This window comes from Streptomyces malaysiensis subsp. malaysiensis (assembly GCF_040653035.1).
In the GTDB taxonomy this organism is placed as follows: domain Bacteria; phylum Actinomycetota; class Actinomycetes; order Streptomycetales; family Streptomycetaceae; genus Streptomyces; species Streptomyces malaysiensis.
Genome location: NZ_JBEZNG010000006.1, coordinates 238,049 through 261,526 on the forward strand (window position 1 = coordinate 238,049; position 23,478 = coordinate 261,526).

At 72.3% G+C, this 23,478-nt stretch carries 18 protein-coding genes; 16 read left to right on the forward strand and 2 right to left on the reverse strand.

Annotated elements, in window-relative coordinates:
- Window positions 1-419 precede the first annotated feature (419 nt).
- The 4 genes from AB0E24_RS15470 to AB0E24_RS15485 all read left to right on the forward strand — a co-directional run bounded on the left by AB0E24_RS15470 (window position 420) and on the right by AB0E24_RS15485 (window position 6,216).
- Window positions 420-1,727: an ABC transporter substrate-binding protein gene (locus tag AB0E24_RS15470; RefSeq protein WP_359377356.1), complete on the forward strand. Its 1,308-nt coding sequence runs from the start codon at window positions 420-422 to the stop codon at window positions 1,725-1,727.
- Window positions 1,727-2,758 carry a carbohydrate ABC transporter permease gene (locus AB0E24_RS15475; protein WP_069866068.1) on the forward strand — a complete coding sequence of 344 codons (1,032 nt, stop codon included), beginning with the start codon at window positions 1,727-1,729 and terminating at the stop codon, window positions 2,756-2,758. Before AB0E24_RS15470 ends, AB0E24_RS15475 begins: the two co-directional genes overlap by 1 nt.
- Window positions 2,755-3,672 (forward strand): carbohydrate ABC transporter permease, encoded by a 918-nt coding sequence (locus tag AB0E24_RS15480; RefSeq protein WP_069866066.1) that lies wholly within the window; start codon window positions 2,755-2,757, stop codon window positions 3,670-3,672. Before AB0E24_RS15475 ends, AB0E24_RS15480 begins: the two co-directional genes overlap by 4 nt.
- Window positions 3,673-3,780: 108 nt before the next feature.
- Entirely contained in the window at window positions 3,781-6,216 is a 2,436-nt protein-coding gene (locus AB0E24_RS15485; protein ID WP_359377359.1) for a beta-xylosidase/alpha-l-arabinosidase, read from the forward strand.
- 514 nt (window positions 6,217-6,730) lie between these two features.
- On the opposite strand, the gene AB0E24_RS15490 is transcribed toward AB0E24_RS15485, so the two are convergent.
- The gene (locus AB0E24_RS15490; protein ID WP_359377361.1) at window positions 6,731-8,773 is read right to left on the reverse strand and encodes a hypothetical protein; all 2,043 of its coding nucleotides are present in this window, start codon (window positions 8,771-8,773) and stop codon (window positions 6,731-6,733) included.
- 751 nt (window positions 8,774-9,524) lie between these two features.
- On the opposite strand from AB0E24_RS15490, the gene AB0E24_RS15495 reads away from it, so the two are divergent.
- Together AB0E24_RS15495 and AB0E24_RS15500 are read left to right on the forward strand one after the other, a co-directional pair.
- Complete coding sequence (locus tag AB0E24_RS15495) at window positions 9,525-10,457, forward strand: oxidoreductase (protein WP_359377363.1); 933 nt, start codon at window positions 9,525-9,527, stop codon at window positions 10,455-10,457.
- A gap of 232 nt (window positions 10,458-10,689) precedes the next feature.
- Window positions 10,690-11,493: a putative protein N(5)-glutamine methyltransferase gene (locus AB0E24_RS15500; RefSeq protein WP_359377366.1), complete on the forward strand. Its 804-nt coding sequence runs from the start codon at window positions 10,690-10,692 to the stop codon at window positions 11,491-11,493.
- 159 nt (window positions 11,494-11,652) lie between these two features.
- Here the strand turns inward: AB0E24_RS15500 and AB0E24_RS15505 are convergent, their stop codons facing one another.
- Window positions 11,653-12,093: a MarR family winged helix-turn-helix transcriptional regulator gene (locus AB0E24_RS15505; RefSeq protein ID WP_359377369.1), complete on the reverse strand. Its 441-nt coding sequence runs from the start codon at window positions 12,091-12,093 to the stop codon at window positions 11,653-11,655.
- A 252-nt stretch (window positions 12,094-12,345) separates the two neighbouring features.
- On the opposite strand from AB0E24_RS15505, the gene AB0E24_RS15510 reads away from it, so the two are divergent.
- From AB0E24_RS15510 to AB0E24_RS15555, 10 genes are all read left to right on the forward strand, one after another.
- Window positions 12,346-13,170 (forward strand): CoA transferase subunit A, encoded by an 825-nt coding sequence (locus AB0E24_RS15510; RefSeq protein WP_093701838.1) that lies wholly within the window; start codon window positions 12,346-12,348, stop codon window positions 13,168-13,170.
- Entirely contained in the window at window positions 13,167-13,994 is an 828-nt protein-coding gene (locus AB0E24_RS15515) for a CoA-transferase subunit beta (protein ID WP_359377373.1), read from the forward strand. The genes AB0E24_RS15510 and AB0E24_RS15515 overlap by 4 nt, the downstream gene beginning before the upstream one ends.
- Window positions 13,991-15,193, forward strand: coding sequence for a thiolase family protein (locus AB0E24_RS15520; protein WP_079257550.1), 1,203 nt, complete (start codon window positions 13,991-13,993; stop codon window positions 15,191-15,193). The genes AB0E24_RS15515 and AB0E24_RS15520 overlap by 4 nt, the downstream gene beginning before the upstream one ends.
- Before the next feature lie 72 nt (window positions 15,194-15,265).
- Window positions 15,266-16,033 (forward strand): protocatechuate 3,4-dioxygenase subunit beta, encoded by a 768-nt coding sequence (pcaH, locus tag AB0E24_RS15525; protein WP_359377376.1) that lies wholly within the window; start codon window positions 15,266-15,268, stop codon window positions 16,031-16,033.
- Window positions 16,033-16,758, forward strand: a complete 726-nt coding sequence (gene pcaG, locus AB0E24_RS15530) for a protocatechuate 3,4-dioxygenase subunit alpha (protein WP_359377378.1) — start codon at window positions 16,033-16,035, stop codon at window positions 16,756-16,758. Before pcaH ends, pcaG begins: the two co-directional genes overlap by 1 nt.
- Window positions 16,759-16,828: 70 nt before the next feature.
- The gene (gene pcaB, locus AB0E24_RS15535; RefSeq protein ID WP_359377381.1) at window positions 16,829-18,157 is read left to right on the forward strand and encodes a 3-carboxy-cis,cis-muconate cycloisomerase; all 1,329 of its coding nucleotides are present in this window, start codon (window positions 16,829-16,831) and stop codon (window positions 18,155-18,157) included.
- A 668-nt stretch (window positions 18,158-18,825) separates the two neighbouring features.
- Window positions 18,826-20,277 (forward strand): bifunctional 3-oxoadipate enol-lactonase/4-carboxymuconolactone decarboxylase PcaDC, encoded by a 1,452-nt coding sequence (gene pcaDC / locus AB0E24_RS15540; protein WP_359377383.1) that lies wholly within the window; start codon window positions 18,826-18,828, stop codon window positions 20,275-20,277.
- Window positions 20,278-20,363: 86 nt separating this feature from the next.
- Window positions 20,364-21,629, forward strand: coding sequence for an ABC transporter substrate-binding protein (locus tag AB0E24_RS15545; RefSeq protein ID WP_359377386.1), 1,266 nt, complete (start codon window positions 20,364-20,366; stop codon window positions 21,627-21,629).
- The gene (locus tag AB0E24_RS15550) at window positions 21,629-22,564 is read left to right on the forward strand and encodes a carbohydrate ABC transporter permease (protein WP_100807301.1); all 936 of its coding nucleotides are present in this window, start codon (window positions 21,629-21,631) and stop codon (window positions 22,562-22,564) included. Before AB0E24_RS15545 ends, AB0E24_RS15550 begins: the two co-directional genes overlap by 1 nt.
- Entirely contained in the window at window positions 22,564-23,439 is an 876-nt protein-coding gene (locus AB0E24_RS15555) for a carbohydrate ABC transporter permease (RefSeq protein WP_359377388.1), read from the forward strand. Before AB0E24_RS15550 ends, AB0E24_RS15555 begins: the two co-directional genes overlap by 1 nt.
- The last annotated feature ends 39 nt before the right edge of the window (window positions 23,440-23,478 follow it).

The following is a 23,478-nucleotide window of genomic DNA, read 5'->3' on the forward strand; positions in this document are numbered from 1 at the left end:
GGGCTGATCCCCCACCCCGCCCCTCCCCGAACGGGGGCTCCGCCCCCGCCCCCACCGGGGCTCCGCCCCGGACCCCGGTCCTCAAACTCCCCCAGCTACCGCTGGGAGGTGCCCCCTGACGGGCTGGATTTTCCAGCCCGTCCAGGGGCACATCCCAGCGGTAGCTCGGAGAGCTGGAAGACCGAACCCGGTAACGCGACCCCCACAGCAGGCGAGCACAGCCCCAGCAGGGCCAGGGCACAGCCCAACAGGGCCCGGACACAGCCCAGCGGGGCCGGGGGCGGAGCCCTCGTTCGGGGAGGGGTGGGGTGGGGAACAGAAGCGCGTCGTTGTCGGGCCCCTTGACACCGCTTCAGCACCCCCATACCTTCCACGAAACCGCTTCCGAGAATTATCGGGCTACTTCCGGAAGGCTCACGATGCGCTTACCTCGGTCAAGGTCCACCCTTCGTGCGTCCACCCTGGCTGCGGCCGTGCTGCTGGTCGGGACGGCACTCGCCGGCTGCGGAAGCGGCGGGCCCGGGGGATCGGACGACGACTCCCTCGACGTCTGGGTCTACCAGGACGCCTCGACCAAGGTGCAGCGCGAGGTGGTCGAGAGGTTCAACAAGACCTCCGACATCAAGGCGAAGCTCACCCAGGTGCCCGGCGAGGGCTATTCGGACAAGATGCGCACCTCCATGGGCACGCCCAACGCACCGGATGTCTTCTTCAACTGGGGCGGCGGCAGCATCGACGACTTCGTCAAGAAGGACATGCTGCTCGACCTCGACCAGGCGATGGCCAAGGACGCGGAGCTGAAGAAGGCGTTCATCCCGACGATCCTGGACGCGGGCGCGATCGACGGGAAGCACTACGGGATCCCCATGCGCGGTATGCAGCCGGTGATCCTCTTCTACAACAAGAACGTCTTCGAGGACGCAGGGGCCGAGCCCCCGAAGTCCTGGGACGATCTGCTGAAGCTCATCGACACGTTCAAGAGCGCGGGCGTCACCCCGTTCGCGCTGGCCGGCACCGATGCCTGGACCGAGCTGATGTGGGTGGAGTCCCTGGTGGACCGCCACGGCGGCGCCGGGGTGTTCCGGAAGATCCAGAGCCAGGGCATGGCCGCGTGGGACGACCCGGCGGTGCTCAAGGCCGCGCAGACCGTCAAGAGCCTGGTCGACCGGGGCGCGTTCGGCAAGAACTACAAGTCGGTCAACTACACGGCCGACGGGGCCTCCACGCTCTTCGCCAAGGGCAAGGCGGCCATGCATCTGATGGGCAGCTGGGAGTACGCCAACCAGAAGGCCAACCAGCCCGCGTTCGCCAAGTCGGGGCTGGGCTGGACCACCTTCCCGGCGGCCCCCGGCGGCAGCGGTGACCCCAAGAGCGTCGTCGGCAACCCGACCAACTACTGGTCGATCAATGTCAAGGTCGAGGGCGACAAGCAGAAGGCCGCGCTGGAGTTCGTGAAGTTCGCGGCGGACCAGGACTACGCCAAGGACCTGATCGCCAACGGCGACGTCCCCACCACCTCCAACGCCACCTCGCTGCTCACCGCGCATGAGAACCCCGAGTACGCGCGGTTCCAGTACGACCTGGTCAAGCAGGCCCCCGACTTCACGCTCTCCTGGGACCAGGCGCTGCCCCCCAAGTACACCCCGCCGCTGCATACCGCCGTGCAGAAGCTGTTCAACGGGCAGCTCAGCCCGGCCGGGTTCATCGACGCCCTGAGGGGCATGTGATGGCGGACGCCGCGACGCACGACCGGCACCCGGCGCGTGAGCCGCGCCGGGGCGCAGGTCCGGGCGGAGTCGGCAAGGGCAGGAGCGAGCGGGGCGGCAAGGGCGAGGGCCGCCGGAGCGGCACGGCCGGGGGCAGGGCCGGGGTCGGCCGGGCGGCGGTCGGCCGGCCCGGGGTCGTCTGGGCCCTGCCCGGGGCGCTGTTCTTCGTCTTCTTCGCCGTGGCGCCCATGGTCCTGGTCCTCGCCCTCGCCTTCACCGACTGGGACGGCATCGGCACCCCGAGCTGGACCGGGATGAGCAACTGGTCCCGGCTGTGGGACGACCCGGAAACCCATCAGGCCATCTGGCTCAGCCTGGTGCTGACCGTGCTGACCTGGGTGTTCCAGACCCCGCTCGCACTGCTGCTGGGTGTGTGGGCGGCCGGGCGGCAGCGCAACCGGGCCGTGCTGTCGGCGATCTTCTTCCTGCCGCTGCTGGGCTCCTCCGTCGCGCTCGCGCTGGTCTGGAAGTCACTGCTGGACCCCAACTTCGGTCTGATCGCCGATATCGGGCCCGCCCTGGGCTTCGCGGACGGCGATCTGCTCGGTGACTCCAAGGGCGCCTTCGGCGCGATCCTCTTCGTCACCGCCTGGCAGTTCATCCCGCTGCACACGCTGATCTACCAGGGCGGCGCCCGCGCCATCCCGCGTTCGCTCTACGACGCGGCGGCGATCGACGGCGCCGGTACCGTACGGCAGTTCTTCTCGATCACCCTGCCCCAGCTGCGCAACACCATCGTCACCTCGTCGGTGATCATGGTGGTGGGCGCGCTGACCTTCTTCGACACCGTCCTGATCCTCACCAAGGGCGGACCGGGCACGGACACCACGATCGTGCCGTATCTGATGTACAAGAACGGCTTCCAGGCGTTCGACCTCGGCTATGCCAGCGCGGTCGCCACCATCCTCGTCGTCGTCGCCACCACCGTCTCGCTGCTGCTGGTGCGGCTCACCGGTTTCGCCGCGATGCGCAGCACCCGGGAGGGGATGTGACCGACGTCCTCCACGACCGCAAGAACCACCCCCCGAACGGCGTCCATACGCCGAAGAAGACCCCGGCGGCCCCTCGCCCCCGCCTCAGCCGCCGGGGTCTGCCCCGCTCGAACTATCCGGCCGGGCTCGGCTCCCTGATCTGGCTCGGCATCGTCGGACTGCCGCTGTATGTGCTGGTGGCCGCCACCTTCCAGACCCGCGACGGCTATATCGACGACGGTCCGCTGGCCCTGCCCGACCACCCCACGCTCGCCAACTACCGGCGGGTGCTGCGCTCGGACTTCCTCTCCTACCTCCTCAACACCGCGCTGGTCACGGCCGTATGCGCGGCGATCGTGATCACGCTGTCGGTGACCGTCGGCTACACCGTCGTCCGCGCCCGCAGCCGGGCCTCCCGCCGGATCTTCCAGATCTTCCTGCTGGGCCTTGCGATCCCCTCCCAGGCGGTGGTGATCCCGGTCTATCTGGTCATCACCAAGCTCCAGCTGTACGACACCCTGCTCGCGGTGATCCTGCCGACGGCCGCCTTCTCCCTCCCGGTCAGCGTGCTGATCCTGGTCGGCACGATGCGCGACATCGACGAGGAGCTGTACGAGTCGATGGCGCTGGACGGCGCGAGCCCGACCCGGGTGCTGCTCCAGCTCGTGGTGCCGCTGTCCCGGTCCGGGATCTCCACGGTCGGGGTGATGTCGGCCCTGCACGCCTGGAACGGCTTCCTCTTCCCGCTGCTGCTCACCCAGTCCAAGAGCAACCGGCTGCTGACCCTGGGGCTGTACGACTACGTGGGCGAGTTCCGGGTGGACACCCCGGCACTGCTCACCGCCGTGGTGCTCTCCATCGTCCCGATCTTCCTGGTCTATCTCTTCGCCCGTCGTCAGCTGATCAACGGACTGATGGGCGTGGGCGGCAAATAGGCCGTACGGCCGTACCGGCGGCGCGTCAAGCCGTTCCCCCACCCCGCCGTCTCCCACCGCCCCGCCGTCCTCCCCCGCCCCGCCGTCCTCCCCCCGACAAGGAGCTTCATGCCTCAGCCCTGGCAGGACACCTCCCTCTCCGCCGAGGACCGCGCGGCGGCCCTGCTCTCCTCGATGACGCTGGAGGAGAAGCTGGCCCAACTCTCCAGCGTATGGCCGGGATCCGAGGCCGAGGAGGGCGAGGACGTCGCCCCGCTCCAGCACGAGGTGTCCGAGGCCGTGGACCTCGACGGCCTCCTCCCCCATGGCCTCGGCCAGCTGACCCGCCCCTTCGGCACCTCCCCCGTCGAACCGGCCGAGGGCGCCGCCGCGCTGGCCCGCCTCCAGACGCGGATCGCCGCCGGGAACCGCTTCGGGATCCCGGCGCTGGCCCATGAGGAGTGTCTGACCGGCTTCTTCGCCTGGCGCGCCACGGTCTTCCCCACCCCGCTGGCCTGGGGCGCGTCCTTCGATCCTGCGCTGGTGGGGCGGGCGGCCGAGCTGATCGGCGGTTCGCTGCGGTCGGCCGGGATCCACCAGGGGCTGGCCCCGGTGCTCGACGTGGTGCGGGACACGCGCTGGGGCCGTACGGAGGAGTCCATCGGCGAGGACCCCTATCTGGTCGCGACCATCGGCACCGCGTACGTCCGCGGTCTGGAGTCCGCGGGGATCGTCGCCACCCTCAAGCACTTCGCGGGCTACGCCGCCTCCCGGGGCGGCCGCAACCACGCACCGGTCTCCATCGGCCCGCGGGAACTCGCCGATGTGGTCCTGCCGCCCTTCGAGTTGGCGATACGGGACGGGGGCGCGCGGTCGGTCATGCACTCCTACAACGACATCGACGGGGTGCCCTCGGCCGCCAACCCCTGGCTGCTGACCGAACTGCTCCGCGACACCTGGGGCTTCACCGGCACCGTCGTCGCCGACTACTTCGGGGTGTCCTTCCTCGAGCTGGCCCACCGGGTCGCCGACAGCCGGGGCGGCGCGGCCGGGCTGGCCCTGGCGGCGGGGGTGGATGTGGAGCTGCCCGCGGTGCGCTGCTTCGGCACCCCGCTGCGGGACGCGGTGCGGTCCGGGGAGGTGGACGAATCGCTGGTGGACCGGGCGGCGCTGCGGGTGCTGCGGCAGAAGTGCGAGCTGGGGCTGCTGGATCCGGACTGGTCGCCGGTGCCGCCGGCGCTGCTCGGGGAGTCGACGGAGCCGACGGCATCGGCGGAACCCGGCTCCGGTCCCGGTCCCGATCCCGATCCCGATCTCGATCTCGATCCGCCGGGGATGCGGGCCGTGGCGCGGGAGCTGGCCGAGGAGTCGGTGGTGCTGCTCGCGGACGACGGCGATGTGCTGCCCCTCGCGCCGGACGCCCGGATCGCGGTGGTCGGCCCGCTCGCCGACGACCCGGCCGCCATGCTCGGCTGCTACACCTTCCCCCGCCATGTGGGGGTGGAGCACCCCGAACTGCCCCTGGGCGTCGAGGTGCCGACGCTGTTCGCCGCGTTGCGCGCCGAACTGCCCGGCGCCCGGATCACCCGTGCCGAGGGGTGCGCCGCGCCCGGCCCTGACGGGTACGCCGGGGAGACGGGGGCGATGGCCTCTGCGGGCGCGGCGGCGCTCACCGCCGAGAGCCGACTGGCGCAGGCGGCCAGGACGGCGGCGGACGCGGATGTGTGCGTCGCGGTGCTGGGCGACCGCTCCGGCCTGTTCGGCCGGGGCACCTCGGGCGAGGGCTGCGACGCGGCCGACCTCGAACTCCCCGGTGAACAGGGCGCGTTGCTGGACACTCTGGTGGCCACCGGCACCCCCGTGGTGCTGGTGCTGTTCACCGGGCGGCCCTACGCGCTCGGCCGCTGGTCGAGGCTGCTGGCCGGCGCCGTGCAGGCGTTCTTCCCCGGTGAGGAGGGCGGCCCGGCGGTGGCCGGGGCGCTCAGCGGCCGCGTCAACCCCTCGGGCCGGCTGCCGGTGAGCGTTCCGTACGCGTCCGGCGGTCAGCCCTGGACGTACGCACAGCCGCCGCTCGGGCTGCGGGGCGACGCCAGCTCGATCGACCCGACCCCGCTGTACCCCTTCGGGCACGGGCTGTCCTACACCTCGTTCGCCTGGGAGCGCCCGGAGGCCGACACCGCCGAGGTGCCGACCGACGGGGAGACCACGGTCCGGCTGACCGTGCGCAACACCGGTGACCGCGCCGGGACGGAGGTCGTGCAGCTCTACCTCCACGATCCGGTGGCCCGTATCGCCCGGCCGGTGTCCCGGCTGATCGGCTATGCGCGGGTGCCGTTGGGGCCGGGCGAGTCGGCCGAGGTCCACTTCACCTTCCACGCCGACCTCGCCTCGTATCCGCTCGGGGCGGATGGCACACGGGTGGTGGAGCCGGGCGCGCTGGAGCTGCGGCTGGCCTCCTCCAGCGCCGACTCCGGCGTACGGCACACCGTGCCGCTGAGGCTGACCGGGCCCGAGCGCACGGTGGATCACCGGCGGCGGATGGTGTGCGAGGTGCGGGTGAAGTAGCGCACCGGGGCGGCCCCGGGCGGGCCGGACCTGACCGCTCCCGGGGCTGGATCGGCCAGCCGCTCCCGCGGCCGGATCGGACCGGGGAGCTTCCGGGGCCGGGTGGGACCTGGCCACTCCCGGGGCCGGGTCGGCCAGCCGCTCCCGCGGCCGGGTTGGCCGGGAGCTCCCGGGGCCGGATCGAACCTGACCGCTCCCGGGGCCAGGTCGACTGGCCATTCCCGGGGCCGGGTGGGACTTGGGCACTCCCCGGGCTGGATCGGCCAGCCGCTCCCGCGGCCGGATCGGACCGGGGAGCTTCCGGGCCGGATCGAGTGGCCACTACCAGTGCCGGATCGGCTGGCCACTCCCCGGACTGGATCGGCTGGCTGCTCCCGGGGCCGGACCGGCCGGAAGCTCGCGGGGCCGGATCAGACCTGACCGCTTCCGGGGCCGGATCGGGTGGCCACTCCCGAGGCCGGGTGGGACCTGGCCACTCCCCGGGCTGGATCGGCCAGCCGCTCCCGGGGCCGGGTCAGCGCGGGCCCTCCCCCTTCTCCACCAGCGACCAGGCGTGGGCGAACAGCTCGGGCAGGGTGCGGGTGGGCAGGGGAAGGGGGTTCTCCAGCCGTCGGTTGTAGGACCGCCGCAGCCCTATCAGCTCCGCCTTCCACGCCTCCATGGGCTGGTAGGGCTTCTTGGCGTGGATCCACTCGCCGGGCAGGAAGACCTGGCGCCCGGCCCGGGGGCGCTTGTCCTCGGTGACGAGACCGCGCTCGACCAGTACGGTGGCCGCCTTCTGGTGCCGGGCGGTCTTCCACCCGTTCCAGGTGCGGACGTTGCGGTCGGTCGGCGCGGGCAGGGCCAGCAGCTGGAGGTAGAGCGCCGCCGCGTCCCCGTCGATGCCGAGCGTGTCGGCGACCCGCGCCACGAGGTCCGGCGCGGAGACCGCCGGATCCGACTCATACGCGCCGACCGGCAGCGAGGCGCCCTCGATCCGCTCGACGATGCGCGCGCAGACCGGGCCGCGCACCCACTCGACCAGGGGGAGGTCCTCACGGCCGAAGCCGGAGGTGGTCGCCGCCAGGGCCTGGGAGCGCTCGTCGTCGCCGTAGAACGCGGGGCGGAAGTACACCCTGGGCGGGGAGCGGTGTCCCCTGCGGTCGACCGTGCCGTCGGTGATGACGGTGAGCCCGTCGTCGATGCTCGCCACGTCCAGCCGCTCCGGGCCCGCGTACGGCCGGAATCCGAACCGCTCGTGCAGCTCGGCCACCGTGCGCCCCGATCCGGCGCCGGGGTGTCCGGCGCGCAGCAGCAGCCCCGGGTGGTCCAGCCGCTCGAGCAGCAGCCGCACCAGACCGGGCAGCCCCTCGCGGACCGGGTCGCCGGCGGGGAGCTCGGCGTAGACCCAGGACAGGCGCGGCACGACGGAGTGCAGAAGGTCCTCGAACCGCACGATGTCCCACCGGGCGTCGGTGAGCAGCGGGCCGTGCTCGCCGTTCTTGATCCAGGTGTCGAGGGGTGCGCTGAGCCCGGGTCCGGCGGCGGGGTCGGTGAACGCGGCGCAGAACTCGGCCGCCGAGAGCCGCAGCAGCTGGAGCTCGACCACCGCCTTGAGCGTGCGCTCGGGCACCACGGTGCGGGGGCCGTACCGCGTCTGCCACGCCTCGGCGAGCCGCTCCGCCACGCCCAGCATCCCGTCCGGCTCCCATAGCTCGGCGGGGTCCTCGGGCAGCACGTCGGCCAGCAGCTCCAGCCGGTCCAGCGAGGTCAGCCGGGCCAGTTCGGACCCGCCGTCCTCGGCCTCGGCCACCTTGAGCCGCAGCGTGGCCCGTTCATCGGCGTCCAGGAACGGGACGTAACCCCGCGTCAGGAGCCCGGCGAGCGCGAGGGACGCGGCGGGGCGGCCCATCCCGGTGCGCTCCCGCAGCAGCTCCACGGCCTCCCGGTGCCACGGGGCCGGGCCCCGCTCGCGGACCAGCGCCACCAGCCGCCGCAGCTGCTCCGCGCTCCCCCAGCCGCGCGGCACGTCCCGCACCTCTTCGACGGTCCCCAGGCTCGGCGGCTCCGCGTCCCCCGTCCGCAGCTCGACGAACCCGCGCCGCCCCTCATGGCTCCACCCCGCGCTGACGGCCGCCCCGCGCTCGTCCCGCACCGCCAGCCGCTCGGTGACCACGATTCCGGTGCGCAGCCGGGCCTCCGGATCGGCGAACGGGCTCTCCGCCCACATCTCCAGCATCGCCAGCAGCCGTTCGCGCCGCTCCGGGCGCGTGGACGCGGCGGCGGCCCGGAGCGCCACGGCCCCGATCCGGCCGATGAACCGCACCCACGACCCTTCCCCGGCGATCCCGGGCCCGTCCTCGCCCTCGGGGCCCGGCGGATCCCATGTCCCGGTCAGATACCGGCCGGTCCGCTCGATGGAGGCCAGCACCCCGGTCCGCCACATCCCCGTGCCGTCGATGAGCCCGCCCAGCGCGGGCACCAACCGCCGGTCGTCCACGGCCGTCCAGCCACCGGTCGCCATCGGACCTCCCCCGTCCTCCCCCGTCGAATACACCATGGCCAGATCATCGCTCATGGCTCCGACAGCGGCTCTCCGGCCTGCCTATGGGGGAGGGAGCGGGGCTGCTGGGCTCGGTTGGGTGCGGCTTTCGTCTCGCGCCTTCGGCGCCATTGAGCAGCGGGGCAGGGGGTGGGAGGCGCGGGTCGCGCCGCCGTCTGACGGGCCGGTAGGGGCTGGGCCCGGCGGCGGCGTCCGTGCCGGGAGTTGAGGCCGACGCCGGACAGCGGAGGGGTTGGGGTACCCCTTTGGAAATCGCTTGATGGATTAGTTGCGCCAGATCAAGCGTTTTCAGGAAGGGGGTACCGGGAGGGGCCAAGTGCGGCATTGGACCACCGAAACACCCCTGGGCGCGGCCCGGCATCGCACTGACCGGGATCTTGCCACCGCCCGCAGTCCGGCGGCGAACCCCCGGCCGCCGAGCACGGAAGCCGCCGCCGGGCCCAGCCACCACCGGCCGGTGGACGGCGATGGCATCGCGCCCCCACCCCCCTGCCCCGCTGCTCAATTGCGCCGAAGGCGCGAGACGAAAGCGGCACCCAACCGACCCGAGCAACCAGGCAACCCCGGCAACCCCAGCGACCCTGACTGACCAGAGCAGCCCCGGCAGCCCCGACACCCCTGGCAGGCATTCCGCCCACACCCACCGGCAAGGATCTCTGTTTCAAGCGCGGGCCCGCACATCTCGCACCTTCATCACCCCACCCTTAGGCTGTCGCCGGACACAGGGGGCTACCGGCGGGTAGCGCACACCGTGAAGGAGCGCGCGATGAAGGGCTGGACCGCGAGCGACATCCCCGATCAGACCGGCCGCACCGCCGTCGTGACCGGCGCCAACAGCGGTCTCGGCCTCATCACCGCCCGGGAGTTGGCGCGGCGCGGCGCCCAAGTGGTGCTCGCGTGCCGCAGCGAGACGCGCGGGGCCGAGGCCGCCGAGCGGATCCAGGCGCAGGCGCCGGGCGCGTATGTGCGGGTGGCGCCGCTGGACCTCGCGGATCTGGCGTCCATACGGGCCTTCGCGGCCGCGCACAAGGGCGACCGGCTCGATCTGCTGATCAACAACGCGGGTGTGATGGCCCTTCCGCACGGCAGAACCGCCGACGGCTTCGAGACGCAGTTCGGCATCAACCACCTGGGGCACTTCGCGCTGACCGGACTGCTGCTGCCGAAACTGCTGGCGGCGGGGCCGGGGGCACGCGTGGTCACCGTGTCCAGCTTTATGCACCTGCTGGGGACGGTCGACCCGCGCGATCTGAACATGGAGCGCAAATACCGGCGTTGGGCCGCCTACGCCCGCTCCAAGTCCGCCAACCTCCTCTTCACCCATGAACTGGCCCACCGTCTGCGCGCGACGGGCGCCCACCTCGTGGCGGCCGCCGCGCACCCCGGCTACGCCGCGACCAACCTCATGTCCGTCGCGCCGAAGATGGAGGGGCACCGGGCGAAGCAGCGCTTCATGGAGATCGGCAACCGCTACTTCGCCCAGAGCCCGGAGCAGGGCGCACTCCCGACCCTGTACGCCGCCACCGGGCCGGATGTCCGCCAGGACGACTTCTTCGGCCCGCCGCTCCAGGGGCTGTGGCACGGCTCCCCCGGCCGCTCGGCCCGCGCCAAGTGGACGCTCAGCGATACGGCGGGGCGTGGGCTGTGGGCCGCGTCCGAGCGGCTGACCGGGGTGCGGTACGAGGCGCTCGCGAGCTGAAGTCTTTTCCATCACCGCTACCGCCACCGCTACCGCCACCGCGGGCGGCCGGTCCCTCGGGCCCGTTTTGGGGTACTGTTGCCGCGCCAATGCCCACCGAGGAGGTGAGACCCATCAATGCCAGTTCAGGCTGGGTGCTCGCCCTTGAGGGCTGTGCGGTCGCCGCGACATACGCGGCCTAGCTGACCGCCGGGAGCGCCCTGAGACCTCCCGAAAGGCTTTCCAGGCTCCCATGTCGGCTTCATCCCTTCCCCTCCCCTTTCCCACCGTCGTCGCCAGACTCCGCACCGCCGGGTGCGTGTTCGCCGAGGACGAGGCGCGGCTCATCCTCGCCACGGCCCGTACCCCGGCGGGTCTCCGCGCCATGGTGGACCGGCGCGCCGCCGGGCTTCCGCTGGAGCATGTGCTCGGCTGGGCGGACTTCCGGGGCCTGCGGATATCCGTGGACGCCGGGGTCTTCGTGCCACGGCGGCGCACCGAGTTCCTGGTCGATCAGGCCGAGGCGCTGGCCCGGCCCGGGGCCGTCGTGGTCGATCTGTGCTGCGGCTCGGGCGCGCTGGGCGCCGCGCTGGCCTCGGCCCTGGACGAGGTGGAGCTGTACGCCGCCGATATCGACCCCGCCGCGGTGCGCTGCGCACGGCGCAACGTCGAGGCGGTGGGCGGCACGGTGTACGAGGGCGATCTCTACGAGCCGCTGCCCGCCGCGCTGCGCGGCCGCGTCGATGTCCTGCTCGCCAACGTCCCGTATGTGCCGACCGAGGAGGTCGAGCTGCTGCCGCCGGAGGCCCGGGTCCATGAGGCCCGGGTGGCGCTGGACGGCGGCGCGGACGGGCTCGACGTACTGCGCCGGGTGACCGCCGGGGCGGGCGGATGGCTGACCCCGGGCGGCTCGCTGCTGTTCGAGACGAGCGGCCGACAGGCGCCCTCGGCCATGGCCATCGTGGCGGACGACGGGCTGAAGCCGCGGCTGGCCGAATGCGACGAACTGGACGCCACGGTCATCGTCGGCACGAGGCCATCGGCCTCCAGTTCGTGACGCCTGCGGCGGGCTGCTCCCCTCCCCGCCCCTTCCCATAACCGGGGGCTCCGCCCCGGACCCCCAGCCCCCGGGGGTTTGGGGGCGGAGCCCCCGTCCGGAGTCTGGGGCGGAGCCCCCGGTTTCGGGAAGGGGCGGGGAGGGGGAAGACCCGCGCGGCTACGCGCGCAAGTCCTCCGCCGCGTCCGTGACCCGTGCGATCAGCCGCAGCAGCGTCTCGCGCTCCGTCTCGTCCAGGGGGGCCAGGAAGACCCGGTTCATCCGGGCCGTCCGCGTGACCAGCTTGCGGTGGACGCGGGCGCCCTCGTCCGTCAGCCGCAGGACGTTGCGGCGGCCGTCGTTCGGGTCCCGCACCCGCTCCAGCAGACCGCGCCGGGCCAGCCGGGCGACCAGGTCGGCGATGGTGGAGCGGTCGAGGTGGACATGTTCGCTCAGCGTCCGCTGGTCGATCTCCGGCCTCTCCATCAGCGCGTTGACCACCGCGAACTGCGGCGAGGTGGTCTCCTCGGAGACCATCGCGCCCCACAGCAGGGAGTGCGCCTGCTGGAAGCGGCGGGCCAGATGCCCGGGGTGCGTGTTCAGATCCACCGCGCCGCCCATGTCGTGCCTCCCGGCTCCCCCGCTACTCACTGCTCGCCGCACACTGCTTGCCGCTCGCCGCACACCGCTCGCTCGATGAGCTCATTAGTCCGTGTACTGAGCGATTCTGCCCTGTGGAAGACCCCATGTCGAGAGGCCGACATTCACCCTAGACTCCCTTGACGAGCGCACCAGCCAATGGCAGCGTGCGAAATCGGCAGCACATTAGTCAGCACACTGAGCATCCATGAGCATCTCGATCGCGGAGTGACGATGGCCGACATCCGAAGCCTCCAGGACGCCGTGGCGGACCTCGTCCACAACGGGGACACCGTCGCGATGGAGGGATTCACCCACCTGATCCCGTACGCCGCCGCGCACGAGGTCATTCGCCAGGGCATCACCGACCTGACCCTCGTCCGGATGACTCCGGACGTCATCTACGACCAGCTCATCGGCGCCGGACTCGTCCGCAAGCTGGTGTTCTCCTGGGGTGGCAACCCCGGCGTCGGCTCGCTGCACCGCTTCCGTGACGCCGTCGAGAACGGCTGGCCGCGGCCGCTGGAGCTGGACGAGCACAGCCACGCGGGCATGGCGAACCGCTATGTGGCCGGTGCCTCCAAGCTGCCGTTCGCCGTGTTGCGCGGCTATCGCGGCAGCGACATCCCGACCCGTACGGACACCGTCTCCACCGTCACCTGCCCCTTCACCGGGGAGGAGCTGGCCGCCGTCGCGGCCCTCAACCCCGATGTCACCGTCATCCACGCCCAGCAGGCCGACCGCGCGGGCAATGTGCAGATGTGGGGGCTGACCGGGGTGCAGAAGGAGGCGGCCCTCGCGGCGAACCGGGTGCTGGTGACCGTGGAGGAGATCGTCGAGGAGCTGACGCCACGGCCGGGCGGAGTCGTCCTGCCGACCTGGGTGATCGACGCGGTGTGCGTGGTCCCCGACGGCGCCCGCCCCTCCTACGCCACCGGGTACACGACCCGCGACAACGCCTTCTACCAGGCATGGGATCCGATCGCCCGCGACCGCGAGGCGTTCACCCGGTGGATCGACGAGCACGTGCGCAAGAGCGAGGGAGCACTCACCCGATGACCGCGACCACCGCAGGGACGACGGACTTCACATCCGACGAGCTGATGGAGGTCAACGCCGCCCGCGCGCTCGCCGACGCCACCACCTGCTTCGTCGGCATCGGCCTCCCCAGCACCGCCGCCAACCTCGCCCGCGCCACCGTCAACCCCGGTCTCGTCCTCATCTACGAGTCGGGCACCATCGGCTCCAAGCCCACCCGGCTCCCCCTGTCCATCGGCGACGGCGAGCTCGCCGACACGGCCGACGCGGTGGTCCCGGTGCCGGAGATGTTCAACTACTGGCTCCAGGGCGGCCGGATCGACGTCGGCTTCCTCGGCGCCGCCCAGGTCGACCGCTACGCCAACATCAACACCAGCGTCGTGGACCGCGGCCCGGACAAGCCCGAGGGCCGCCTCCCCGGCGCGGGCGGCGCCCCCGAGATCGCCTCCAACTGCGGCAAGGTGCTGATGGTGCTGCGTCACTCCACCCGCAACTTCGTGGAGCGGCTGGACTTCGTGACCACCATGGGCCACGGCGGCGGCCCCGGCGACCGTAAGAAGCTCGGCATGCCGGGCGCGGGCCCCGTCGCCGTCATCACCGACCTGGGCGTTCTGCGCCCCGACCCGGCCACCGCCGAACTGGTGCTGACCGAACTGCACCCGGGCGTCACCGTGGAGCGGGTGCGGGCCGCCACCGGCTGGGAGCTGACCGTCGCCGGCACCGTGGGCACCACCGAGCCGCCCACCCCCCATGAGCTGGCGGCGCTGCGCGCCCTCAAGGCCGCCGGGAAGCCCGGGAAGGCCCCCGGGAAGCCCGGGAAGACCGCCGGGAAGGAGACCCGATGACCACCTTGCGTGACGTCTATATCGTCGACGCCGTCCGTACCCCCATCGGCAAGTACGGCGGCGGGCTGGCCGGGGTGCGCCCCGACGACCTGGCCGCCCATGTGGTGCGCGGGCTGCTCGCCCGCACCCCCGCCCTGGACCCGGCGCGCATCGACGACGTCTACTTCGGCAACGCCAACGGCGCGGGCGAGGAGAACCGCGATGTGGCCCGCATGGCCGTGCTGCTGGCCGGGCTGCCCGTGACCGTGCCCGGCGCGACCGTCAACCGGCTCTGCGCCTCGGGCCTGGAGGCCGTGCTCCAGGCCGCCCGCGCGATCGCGGTCGGCGATGCGCATATCGCCCTGGCGGGCGGTGTGGAGTCGATGAGCCGCGCCCCCTGGGTGCTGCCCAAGCCCGAGCGCGCCTTCCCCGCCGGGCATCAGCAGCTGTACTCCACCACCCTGGGCTGGCGGATGACCAACCCGGACATGCCTCCCGAGTGGACCGTCGCCCTCGGCGAGGGCGCCGAACTGATCGCCGACAAGCACGGCATCAGCCGCGAGGCGCAGGACGCGTTCGCGCTCGGCAGCCATGAGAAGGCGGCGCGGGCGTGGAAGGACGGGGCGTACGACGCCGAGGTGCTGCCGTATCCGGACACCGACCTCGTCCGCGACGAGAGCATCCGCGAGACCACATCGCCGGAGGCCCTGGCCAAGCTCAAGCCCGCCTTCCGCAAGCCCGGCGGCACCGTCACCGCGGGCAACGCCTCGCCGCTCAACGACGGCGCGGCCGCGCTGCTGCTGGTGGACGAGGAGGGTCTGAAGGCCACCGGGCGCGAGCCGCTGGCCCGGATCGGCGCCTCGGCCGTCACCGGTATCGAGCCGCAGTACTTCGGGCTCGGCCCCGTCGAGGCCGTGACCCGCGCCCTCGCCAAGGCCGGCCGCTCCTTCGCCGATCTGGCCACCCTCGAACTCAACGAGGCGTTCGCCGCACAGGTGCTGGGCTGTCTCGCCGAATGGTCCGCCCAGGACCCCGGCTTCGACCCCGCGATCGTCAATCCGCGCGGCGGCGCCATCGCCATCGGCCACCCGCTCGGCGCCTCGGGCGCCCGTCTGACCGGGGCCGTCGCCCATCAGCTCGCCGCCCGGGGCTCGGGGACGGGCCTGGCCACGTTGTGCATCGGCGTCGGGCAGGGCCTGGCCCTCGTCCTGGAGAGGTAATCCCGCAACGGCCCGGAACGATCGGCTACGGCCCGCAACGGCAAGGTTGGAAAGGTAAGGCTGACGGCAGACATGTCTCTCACCCAGTCCGACATCGACCACGAACTCACCCACATACGGGAGTCGTACGACAAGGCGCGCGCCGAGGGCGCCCCCGCCGCCGACCATCCGTCGCGCGACTTCGCCCCGTACCGCAGCAGTGTGCTGCGCCACCCCAAGCAGCCGCTGGTCGCGGTGCACGGCGACCCGGAGACGGTGGAGCTGCACACTCCCGTCTTCGGCCAGACCGACATCACCGAGATCGACAACGACCTCACCTCACAGCACCGGGGCGAACCGCTCGGCGAGCGCATCACCGTCTCCGGACGGCTCCTGGACAGCCGGGGCCGCCCGGTCCGGGGGCAGCTCATCGAGCTGTGGCAGGCCAACGCGTCGGGCCGCTACGCCCATCTGCGCGATCAGCACCCCGCGCCGCTCGACCCCAACTTCATCGGTGTGGGGCGGACGTTGACCGGCGACGACGGTTCGTACCACTTCACCACCATCAAGCCGGGCGCCTATCCGTGGCGCAACCACGAGAACGCCTGGCGGCCCGCGCATATCCACTTCTCCGTTTTCGGCACGGCGTTCACCCAGCGGCTGATCACCCAGATGTACTTCCCCGGCGATCCGCTCTTCGCCTACGACCCGATCCTGCAATCGGTGACGGAACCGGCGGCGCGGCAGCGGCTGGTCGCGGCGTACGACCATGAGCTGTCGCGGCCGAAGTGGTCGCTCGGCTACCGCTGGGACATCGTGCTGGACGGGCCGTCCGCCACCTGGATCGAGGAGGGCCGCTGATGACCGAGAGGCTCGCATCCGCGCAGGGGGCCGCCACCGCGCGGGGGCTCGCGTCCACCGAGGGGCCCACCACCGCCGGAGGACCGGCCGCCGAGGGACCCACCGCCACCGGGGGACCGGCCGCCGAGGGACCCACCGACGGGCGGCTCGCGCCCACCCCGTCCCACACCGTGGGCCCGTTCTACGGCTATGCCCTGCCCTTTCCCGACGGCGGTGAGATGGCCCCGGCGGGCCACCCCGGCGCCATCACGCTCCACGGCCATGTCTACGACGGCGAGGGCACCCCCGTCCCGGACGCGCTGGTGGAGCTGTGGCAGGCGGGCCCGGACGGCTCCCTCGCCGGGGCGGGCGGGTCGATGCGGCGCGACCCGGTGACCGGCGGCTACCTCGGCCGCAACGGCGTGGACTTCACCGGTTTCGGCCGGATCGCCACCGACGCGGACGGCCACTGGGCGGCCCGTACGCTGCCGCCGGGCGGCCCGGCCGCGCCCGCCGCCCCGTACATCAGCGTGTGCGTCCACGCCCGGGGGCTCCTGCACCACCTCTTCACTCGTGTGTACTTCCCCGAGAACGCCGAGGCCAACGCCGCCGACCCACTGCTCGCCGCGCTGGATCCGGCGCACCGCGAGACGCTGGTGGCGACGGTGGGGTCCCGGCCGGGGACGTACCGCTTCGACATCCGCTTGCAGGGCGAGGGGGAGACGGTCTTCCTTGAGTTCCGATAGTTCTGGTGGTTCCGGTCGTACGGATGGTTCGGATAGTTCGGATCGTTCCGGCGTTTCGGACGGCCACGACGTGGGGCTGCTGTCCCCGGTGCGGACCGGGTCGGCGGTGGAGGCCGCCACGGGCGACATCGCGTTTCTCCAGGCCATGCTGGACGCGGAGGCGGCGCTGGCGCGCGTGGTGGCCCCCGCCGGGGCGGCGGAGGCGGTGGCGGGCGCGGCCCGCGCCGAGCTGTACGACGTACGCGACCTGGCGCTGCGCGCCCGCTCCGGGGGAAACCCGGTCATCCCGCTGGTCGCCGGCCTCACGGCGGCGGTGGCCCGTACGGACGGCGAGGCCGCGTCGTACGTCCACCGGGGCGCCACCAGCCAGGACATCGTGGACACGGCCGCGATGCTGGTGGCCGCGCGTGCGCTGCCGCTGATCGTGGCCGATCTGGAGCGTACGGCGGCGGAGCTGGCGCGGCTCGCCGCCGCGCACCGCGACACCCCGATGCCCGGCCGCACCCTCACCCAGCACGCCGTGCCCACCACCTTCGGACTGAAGGCGGCGGGCTGGCGGGCGCTCGTCCTGGACGCCCGTGACCGGCTCGCGGCGCTGCGGCCGCCCGCGCAACTGGGCGGTGCGGCGGGCACGTTGGCCGCCTTCGAGGCGGGGGCCGGGGCGGGTTTCGGGGCCGGGTTCGGGGCCGGTTTCGGGGCGGGGGCCGAGCTGCTGGCGCGCTTCGCGGAGGAGACCGGGCTGGCCGAACCCGAACTGCCCTGGCACACCCTGCGCACCCCCATCGCCGACCTGGGCACCGCGCTCGCCTTCGCCGTGGGGGCGCTGGGGAAGGTGGCGGCGGATGTGCTGGTGCTCTCGCGTACGGAGATCGGCGAGGTGGCCGAGGGGGCGGGCGGCGGCTCGTCCGCGATGCCCCATAAGTCGAACCCCGTACGGGCCACACTGCTGGCCGCCGCGGCCCGTCAGGCACCGCAGCTCGCCGCGACCCTGCTGGGCTCGCTGGCCGCGGAGGACGAACGGCCCGGTGGGGCCTGGCACGCCGAATGGCAGACGCTGCGGGAACTGCTACGGCTCGCGGGGGGCTCCGCCCGGGACGCGGTGGAGCTGACCTCCGGGCTGAAGGTGTTCCCCGACCGGATGGCCGAACATCTGCGGCTGACGGGCGGGCTCATCGTGAGCGAGCGCCTCGCCGCCGCCCTCGCCCCGGCCGTCGGCCGGGCCCGCGCGAAGGAACTGCTGATGGAGGCGTCGCGGCGGGTCGCGGAGGAGGGGGTGGAGCTGGCGGAGGCGCTGGCCGGGGTGCTGCCGGCGGAACGCTTGCGCGAGCTGACGGAGCCGGGCACATACCTGGGCTCGGCCCCGGCTCTGGTCGACCGCGCGCTGGCTCGCGATGCCTAACGCCTCCGGCGGCCATCCCCCACCCCGCCCCTTCCCGAATCCGGGGGCTGCGCCCCCAGCCCCCACCCCGGGGGCTCCGCCCCCGCACCCCCGCTCCTCAATCGCCGGAGAGGCTGGAAGATACCCCCACCCGGCACCTCAGGCACGTCCGGGTACCAAGCCCCCGAAGCCCGAGAACGAAGCCCTCGAGCCCGCGAACAGGACCGCTGGCTCCGGAGGCAGAACCCCCGGCCCCAGGAGCAGAGCCCCGAGGTACGAGGGCGAAGCCCCCGCAGTTCGGGGGCCGAGCGCCTGCGCTCGGGGGCAGAGCCCCCGGGGGTCTGGGGGCGGAGCCCCCGGAGCGGGGGGCTGGGGGCGGAGCCCCCAGATTCGGGAAGGGGCGGGGTGGGGAAAACGCCCCGCCACAGCCAACCACCACCCATCCCCAGAGCCCTCAGAGCCCCACTCCCCCAGGGCTCCGCTTCGTGGCGGACGGGGCCGTCCCGGGGGCGGAGCCCCCGGAGTGGGGGGCTGGGGGCGGAGCCCCCGGAGTGGGGGGCTGGGGGCGGAGCCCCCGGAGTGGGGGGCTGGGGGCGGAGCCCCCAGTTTCGGGGAGGGGCGGGGTGGGGGAAATGCACCCCGCCGCAGCCGCCCACGCACCCTCACACACCCACCCACCGGAGCCCCCCGTGACCAACAACCAACCGCACCACGACCTCAGCGGACCCCCCACCGCCCCACCACTCATCCTCGGCCCCTCCATCGGCACCTCCCTCGCCGTCTGGGAGCCCCAACTACCCGCGCTCACCCGGACACACCGGGTCCTGCGCTGGGATCTGCCCGGCCACGGCGGCTCCCCCGCCGCGCTGTTGCCCTCCGACGGCTCGGCCACCATCGGCGATCTCGCCGCCCTCGTACTGCGGCTCGCCGACGAGCAGGGATGGGAGCGGTTCGCCTACGCGGGCGTCTCGATCGGCGGCGCGGTCGGCCTGCATCTCGCCGCCCACCACCCCGAACGCCTCACCTCACTCGCCGTCGTCTGCTCCTCGGCCCGTTTCGGCGACCCCGCCGCCTGGCGGGAACGAGCCGCGCTGGTGCGGGCCGAGGGGACGGAGGCGATGGTGGCGAGCCGTCCCGGCACATGGTTCTCGCACGGCTTCGCCCACACGCCCGTCGGCGCCGCGCTGATCGAGGATCTGCGCGCCACGGACCGCGCGGGCTACGCCGCCTGCTGCGATGCCCTCGCCGCGTACGACATCACGGCCGACCTGGAGCGGATCGCCGTACCCACCCTCGTCGTGGCCGGTCGCGACGACCCCGCGACCCCGCCCGCGCACGCCCGCCGGATCGCGGACGCGGTGCCCGGGGCGAGTCTGCTGGAAGTCGCCGGGGCGGCGCATCTGGCGGGGGTCGAGCGGCCCGAGCCAGTGACGGCGGCGCTGCTCGCCCATCTCACCGACAGCACCGCCCAGCCCCACGACGACGCGACCACACGGCCCCAGAACGACACGCCCCACAAAGACGCGACCGCACGACCCCAAAACGACACGCCCCACAAAGACGCGCCCCACACCCACACACCCCACAACACCACCCCCCACACCGACGCCACACCCCACACCGACACCACCCCCCGCACCGACGCCTCCCGCCACGCCGCCGGGATGGCCGTCCGCCGGGACGTCCTCGGGAACGCGCACGTGGATCGCGCCGTGGCCCGGACCACCCCGTTCACCGCCCGCTTCCAGGACTTCATCACCCGCTACGCATGGGGCGAGATCTGGACCGGTGACGGTCTGGACCGGCGGACCCGCAGCTGTATCACCCTCACCGCGCTGATCGCGCACGGCCATGACGCCGAGTTGGCCATGCACATCAGGGCCGCGCTCACCAACGGGCTGACCCGTGAGGAGATCGGCGAGGTGCTGCTCCAGTCCGCGATCTACTGCGGTGTCCCGGCGGCCAATTCGGCCTTCGCCACCGCCCAGCGCGTCTTCGACGAGATCGACGCCGAGCACGTCACCACCAGAGCCACCACCAGAGCCAGCACCACAACCGCCACCACCACAACCACCACCACAACCGCCACCACCACAAGCACCAAGGTCGACACAGCGTCACGTTCTGATACCGAAAAGTGACATCCAGCCGCAACACCTCTGTCGTAATCCGCCTCCATCGTTGATCGTTGGGTCGTACGGGGACCGGGAGACGAGGGGGCATACCAATGTCCATGAGCCGCCGAAGGCTGCTGGGTGCGGGCGGAGGGCTGGCCCTCACCGGGGCGCTGGCCTCCGCCTGCGGGTCGAACACCGGGCGGGACGGCGATGACCACGCCGGCCAGCCGGTGATCGAGCAGTGGTACCACCAGTACGGCGAGCCCGGCACCGAACAGGCCGTCAAGCGGTACGCCGACGCGTTCGAGAAGGCGAGCGTCCGGGTGCAGTGGCGGCCGGGCGCCTACGACCAGCAGACCGCCGCCGCGCTGCTCACGACGTCCGGTCCGGATGTCTTCGAGGTCAACGGCCCGACGCTGGACCAGATCCAGGGCGGTCAGGTGGTCGACCTCACCGAGCTGCTCGCCGAGGCCAAGGACGACTTCAACCCGGCCGTGCTCGCCCCGAAGACGTATCAGGGCAAGATCTGGGCCGTTCCGCAGGTCATCGACACCCAGCTGCTCTACTACCGCAAGAGCATGCTCAAGAACGCGGGACTGGAGCCGCCGAACACCCTCGACGCGCTGATCGACGCGGCGAAGGAGCTCACCACCGGGGACGTCAAGGGGCTCTTCCTGGGCAATGACGGCGGCCCCGGCGTCCTCGGCGGCACCCCGCTCAACGCCGCCGGGCTCACGCTGATCACCGAGGACGGCAAGGTCGGCTTCGACGACCCGGCGGCCGCCCGTACGCTCGGCAAGCTGCGTCAGCTCTACACCGAGAAGTCGCTGCTGCTCGGGGCGCCCTCGGACTGGTCGGACCCGGCCGCGTTCACCCAGGGGCTCACCGCCATGCAGTGGTCCGGGCTGTGGGCGCTGCCGCAGGTGAAGAAGGCGCTGGGGGAGGACTTCGGGGTGCTGCCGTTCCCCCAGGACGGGGCGCACGGCGCGCCCGCGGTGCCGGTCGGCGCGTACGGGGCGGCGGTCAGCGCCCGGTCCCGGCACAAGTCGGTGGCGAAGGCGTATGTGAAGTGGCTGTGGGTGCAACGGACCGACTACCAGGAGGACTTCGCGCTCCGCTACGGCTTCCACATCCCCGCCCGGATCTCGCTGGCCACGAAGGCGGCCAAGCTGCGCCAGGGCGCGGCCGGTGAGGCGGTGCGCTACGCCACCGACAACGGCCACGCCGAACCGCTGCTGTGGACCTCCGCGAGCCGAACGGCCTACCTGGACGCGCTGAGCCGGATCATCAAGGGCGGGGCCAACCCCGAGAGCGAGTTGCGGTCGGTGGTCCGCAAGACCGAGGCCGAACTGCGGCGCGTGCAGAAGAAGAGCTGATGCGGGGCCCGCGGACAAAACTGGCAGAGAGGCTGCTGGGCCCGCAGAACCGCCATCTGTGGTTCTGGATCTTCGTCGGCCCGTTCGTGCTGGGCCTGACCCTCTTCACCTACGTCCCGCTGGCCTGGAGCGTCTATCTCAGCTTCTTCGACGCGCACAACACCGTGTCGCCCACGGACTTCGTCGGCTTCGGCAACTACACGGCGATGCTGGGCGACGACGCGTTCACCGACAGCCTGGTGACCTTCCTGGTCTTCACGGCCTTCATCGTCCCGGCGACCTATGTGCTCTCGCTCGCGCTCGCCCTGATGGTCAACCGGCTGCGCTGGGCACAGGCGTTCTTCCGGTCGGTGTTCTTCCTGCCGGTGGCGTGCTCCTATGTGGTGGCGGCGCTGATCTGGAAGATGTCGATCTTCAACGGGGTGCGCTTCGGGCTGGCCAACACCGTGCTGGACTGGTTCGGCGCCGATCAGATCGCCTGGCTGTCGACCACGGAGCCGCCCTGGTACTGGCTGGTCATCGTGACCGTACGGCTGTGGCTCCAGACGGGGTTCTACATGGTGCTGTTCCTGGCCGGGCTCCAGCGCATCCCCCCGCGGCTGTACGAGGCGGCGGCCGTGGACGGGGCGCGGCCGGGGTGGCAGGTGTTCCGGCACATCACCTTTCCACAGCTGCGGGCGACCTCGGTCGCGGTGGTGCTGCTGCTGGTGATCAACGCCTTCCAGGCGTTCGACGAGTTCTACAACCTGCTGTCGGACTCGCGCGGCTATCCGCCCTATGCCCGTCCGCCCCTGGTCTACCTCTACTACACGGCGCTGGGCCAGGGGCAGAACCTGGGTCTTGGCAGTGCGGGCGCGGTGATCCTGGCGCTGATCATCGCCGTGGTGACGGTGGTGCAGGCGCGCTGGTTCGGCCTGGGCCGGAAGGAGGACTGATGCGTACTCCCCCGAGGGTCCCTCCCAGGACGCGGGACGTCCGGGACGCTCTCGTCGGCGTGGGGCGCGCGGTGCGGCTGGTGCTGCTGCTCGCGCTCGCGCTGCTCTTCCTGATCCCGTTCTACCTCCTGGTGCGCAACGGGCTGTCGAGCGAGGCGGACATCACCTCGCCGGAGTGGACGTTCTTCCCGAGCGAGCTGCACTGGTCCAACGTCCGCGAGTTGTTCGACGACCCCAATGTGCCGATGGCGCACGCGCTGCTCAACTCCTCGCTGATCGCGGTCCTCACCACCGTGGGCACCCTGCTCCTGGCCTCGCTGGCCGGATACGGTCTGGCCCGTATCCCGTACGCCTACGCCAATGTGGTCTTCTACTGGATCCTGGGCACCTTGATGGTCCCGGCGGCGGTCACCTTCGTGCCCAGCTTCGTACTGGTCAGCTCGCTCGGCTGGGTGTCCACACTGCGCGGTCTCGTGGTGCCCACGCTGTTCAGCGCGGTCGCGGCGTTCATCTTCCGCCAGTACTTCCTGGGCTTCCCCAGGGAGCTGGAGGACGCGGCGCGGGTGGACGGTCTCGGCTACTGGCGTACGTACTGGCGGGTGGTGGTGCCGAACTCCCGGCCGGTCTTCGCGGCGGTCGGCACGATCGTCTTCATCGGCGCCTGGAACTCCTTCCTGTGGCCGCTGGTGATCGGCCAGGACCGGAAGGCGTGGACGGTGCAGGTGGCGCTGTCGACGTTCACCACGGCCCAGACCGTCAACCTCCATGAGCTGTTCGTGGCGGCGGCGGTGTCGATCGTGCCGCTGCTGGTGGTCTTCCTCATGCTCCAGCGCTATATCGTCGCGGGCGTCGAACGCAGCGGCATCGACGACTGAGACGACGGCTGAGACGACTGGCTGAGACGACGGCTGAGA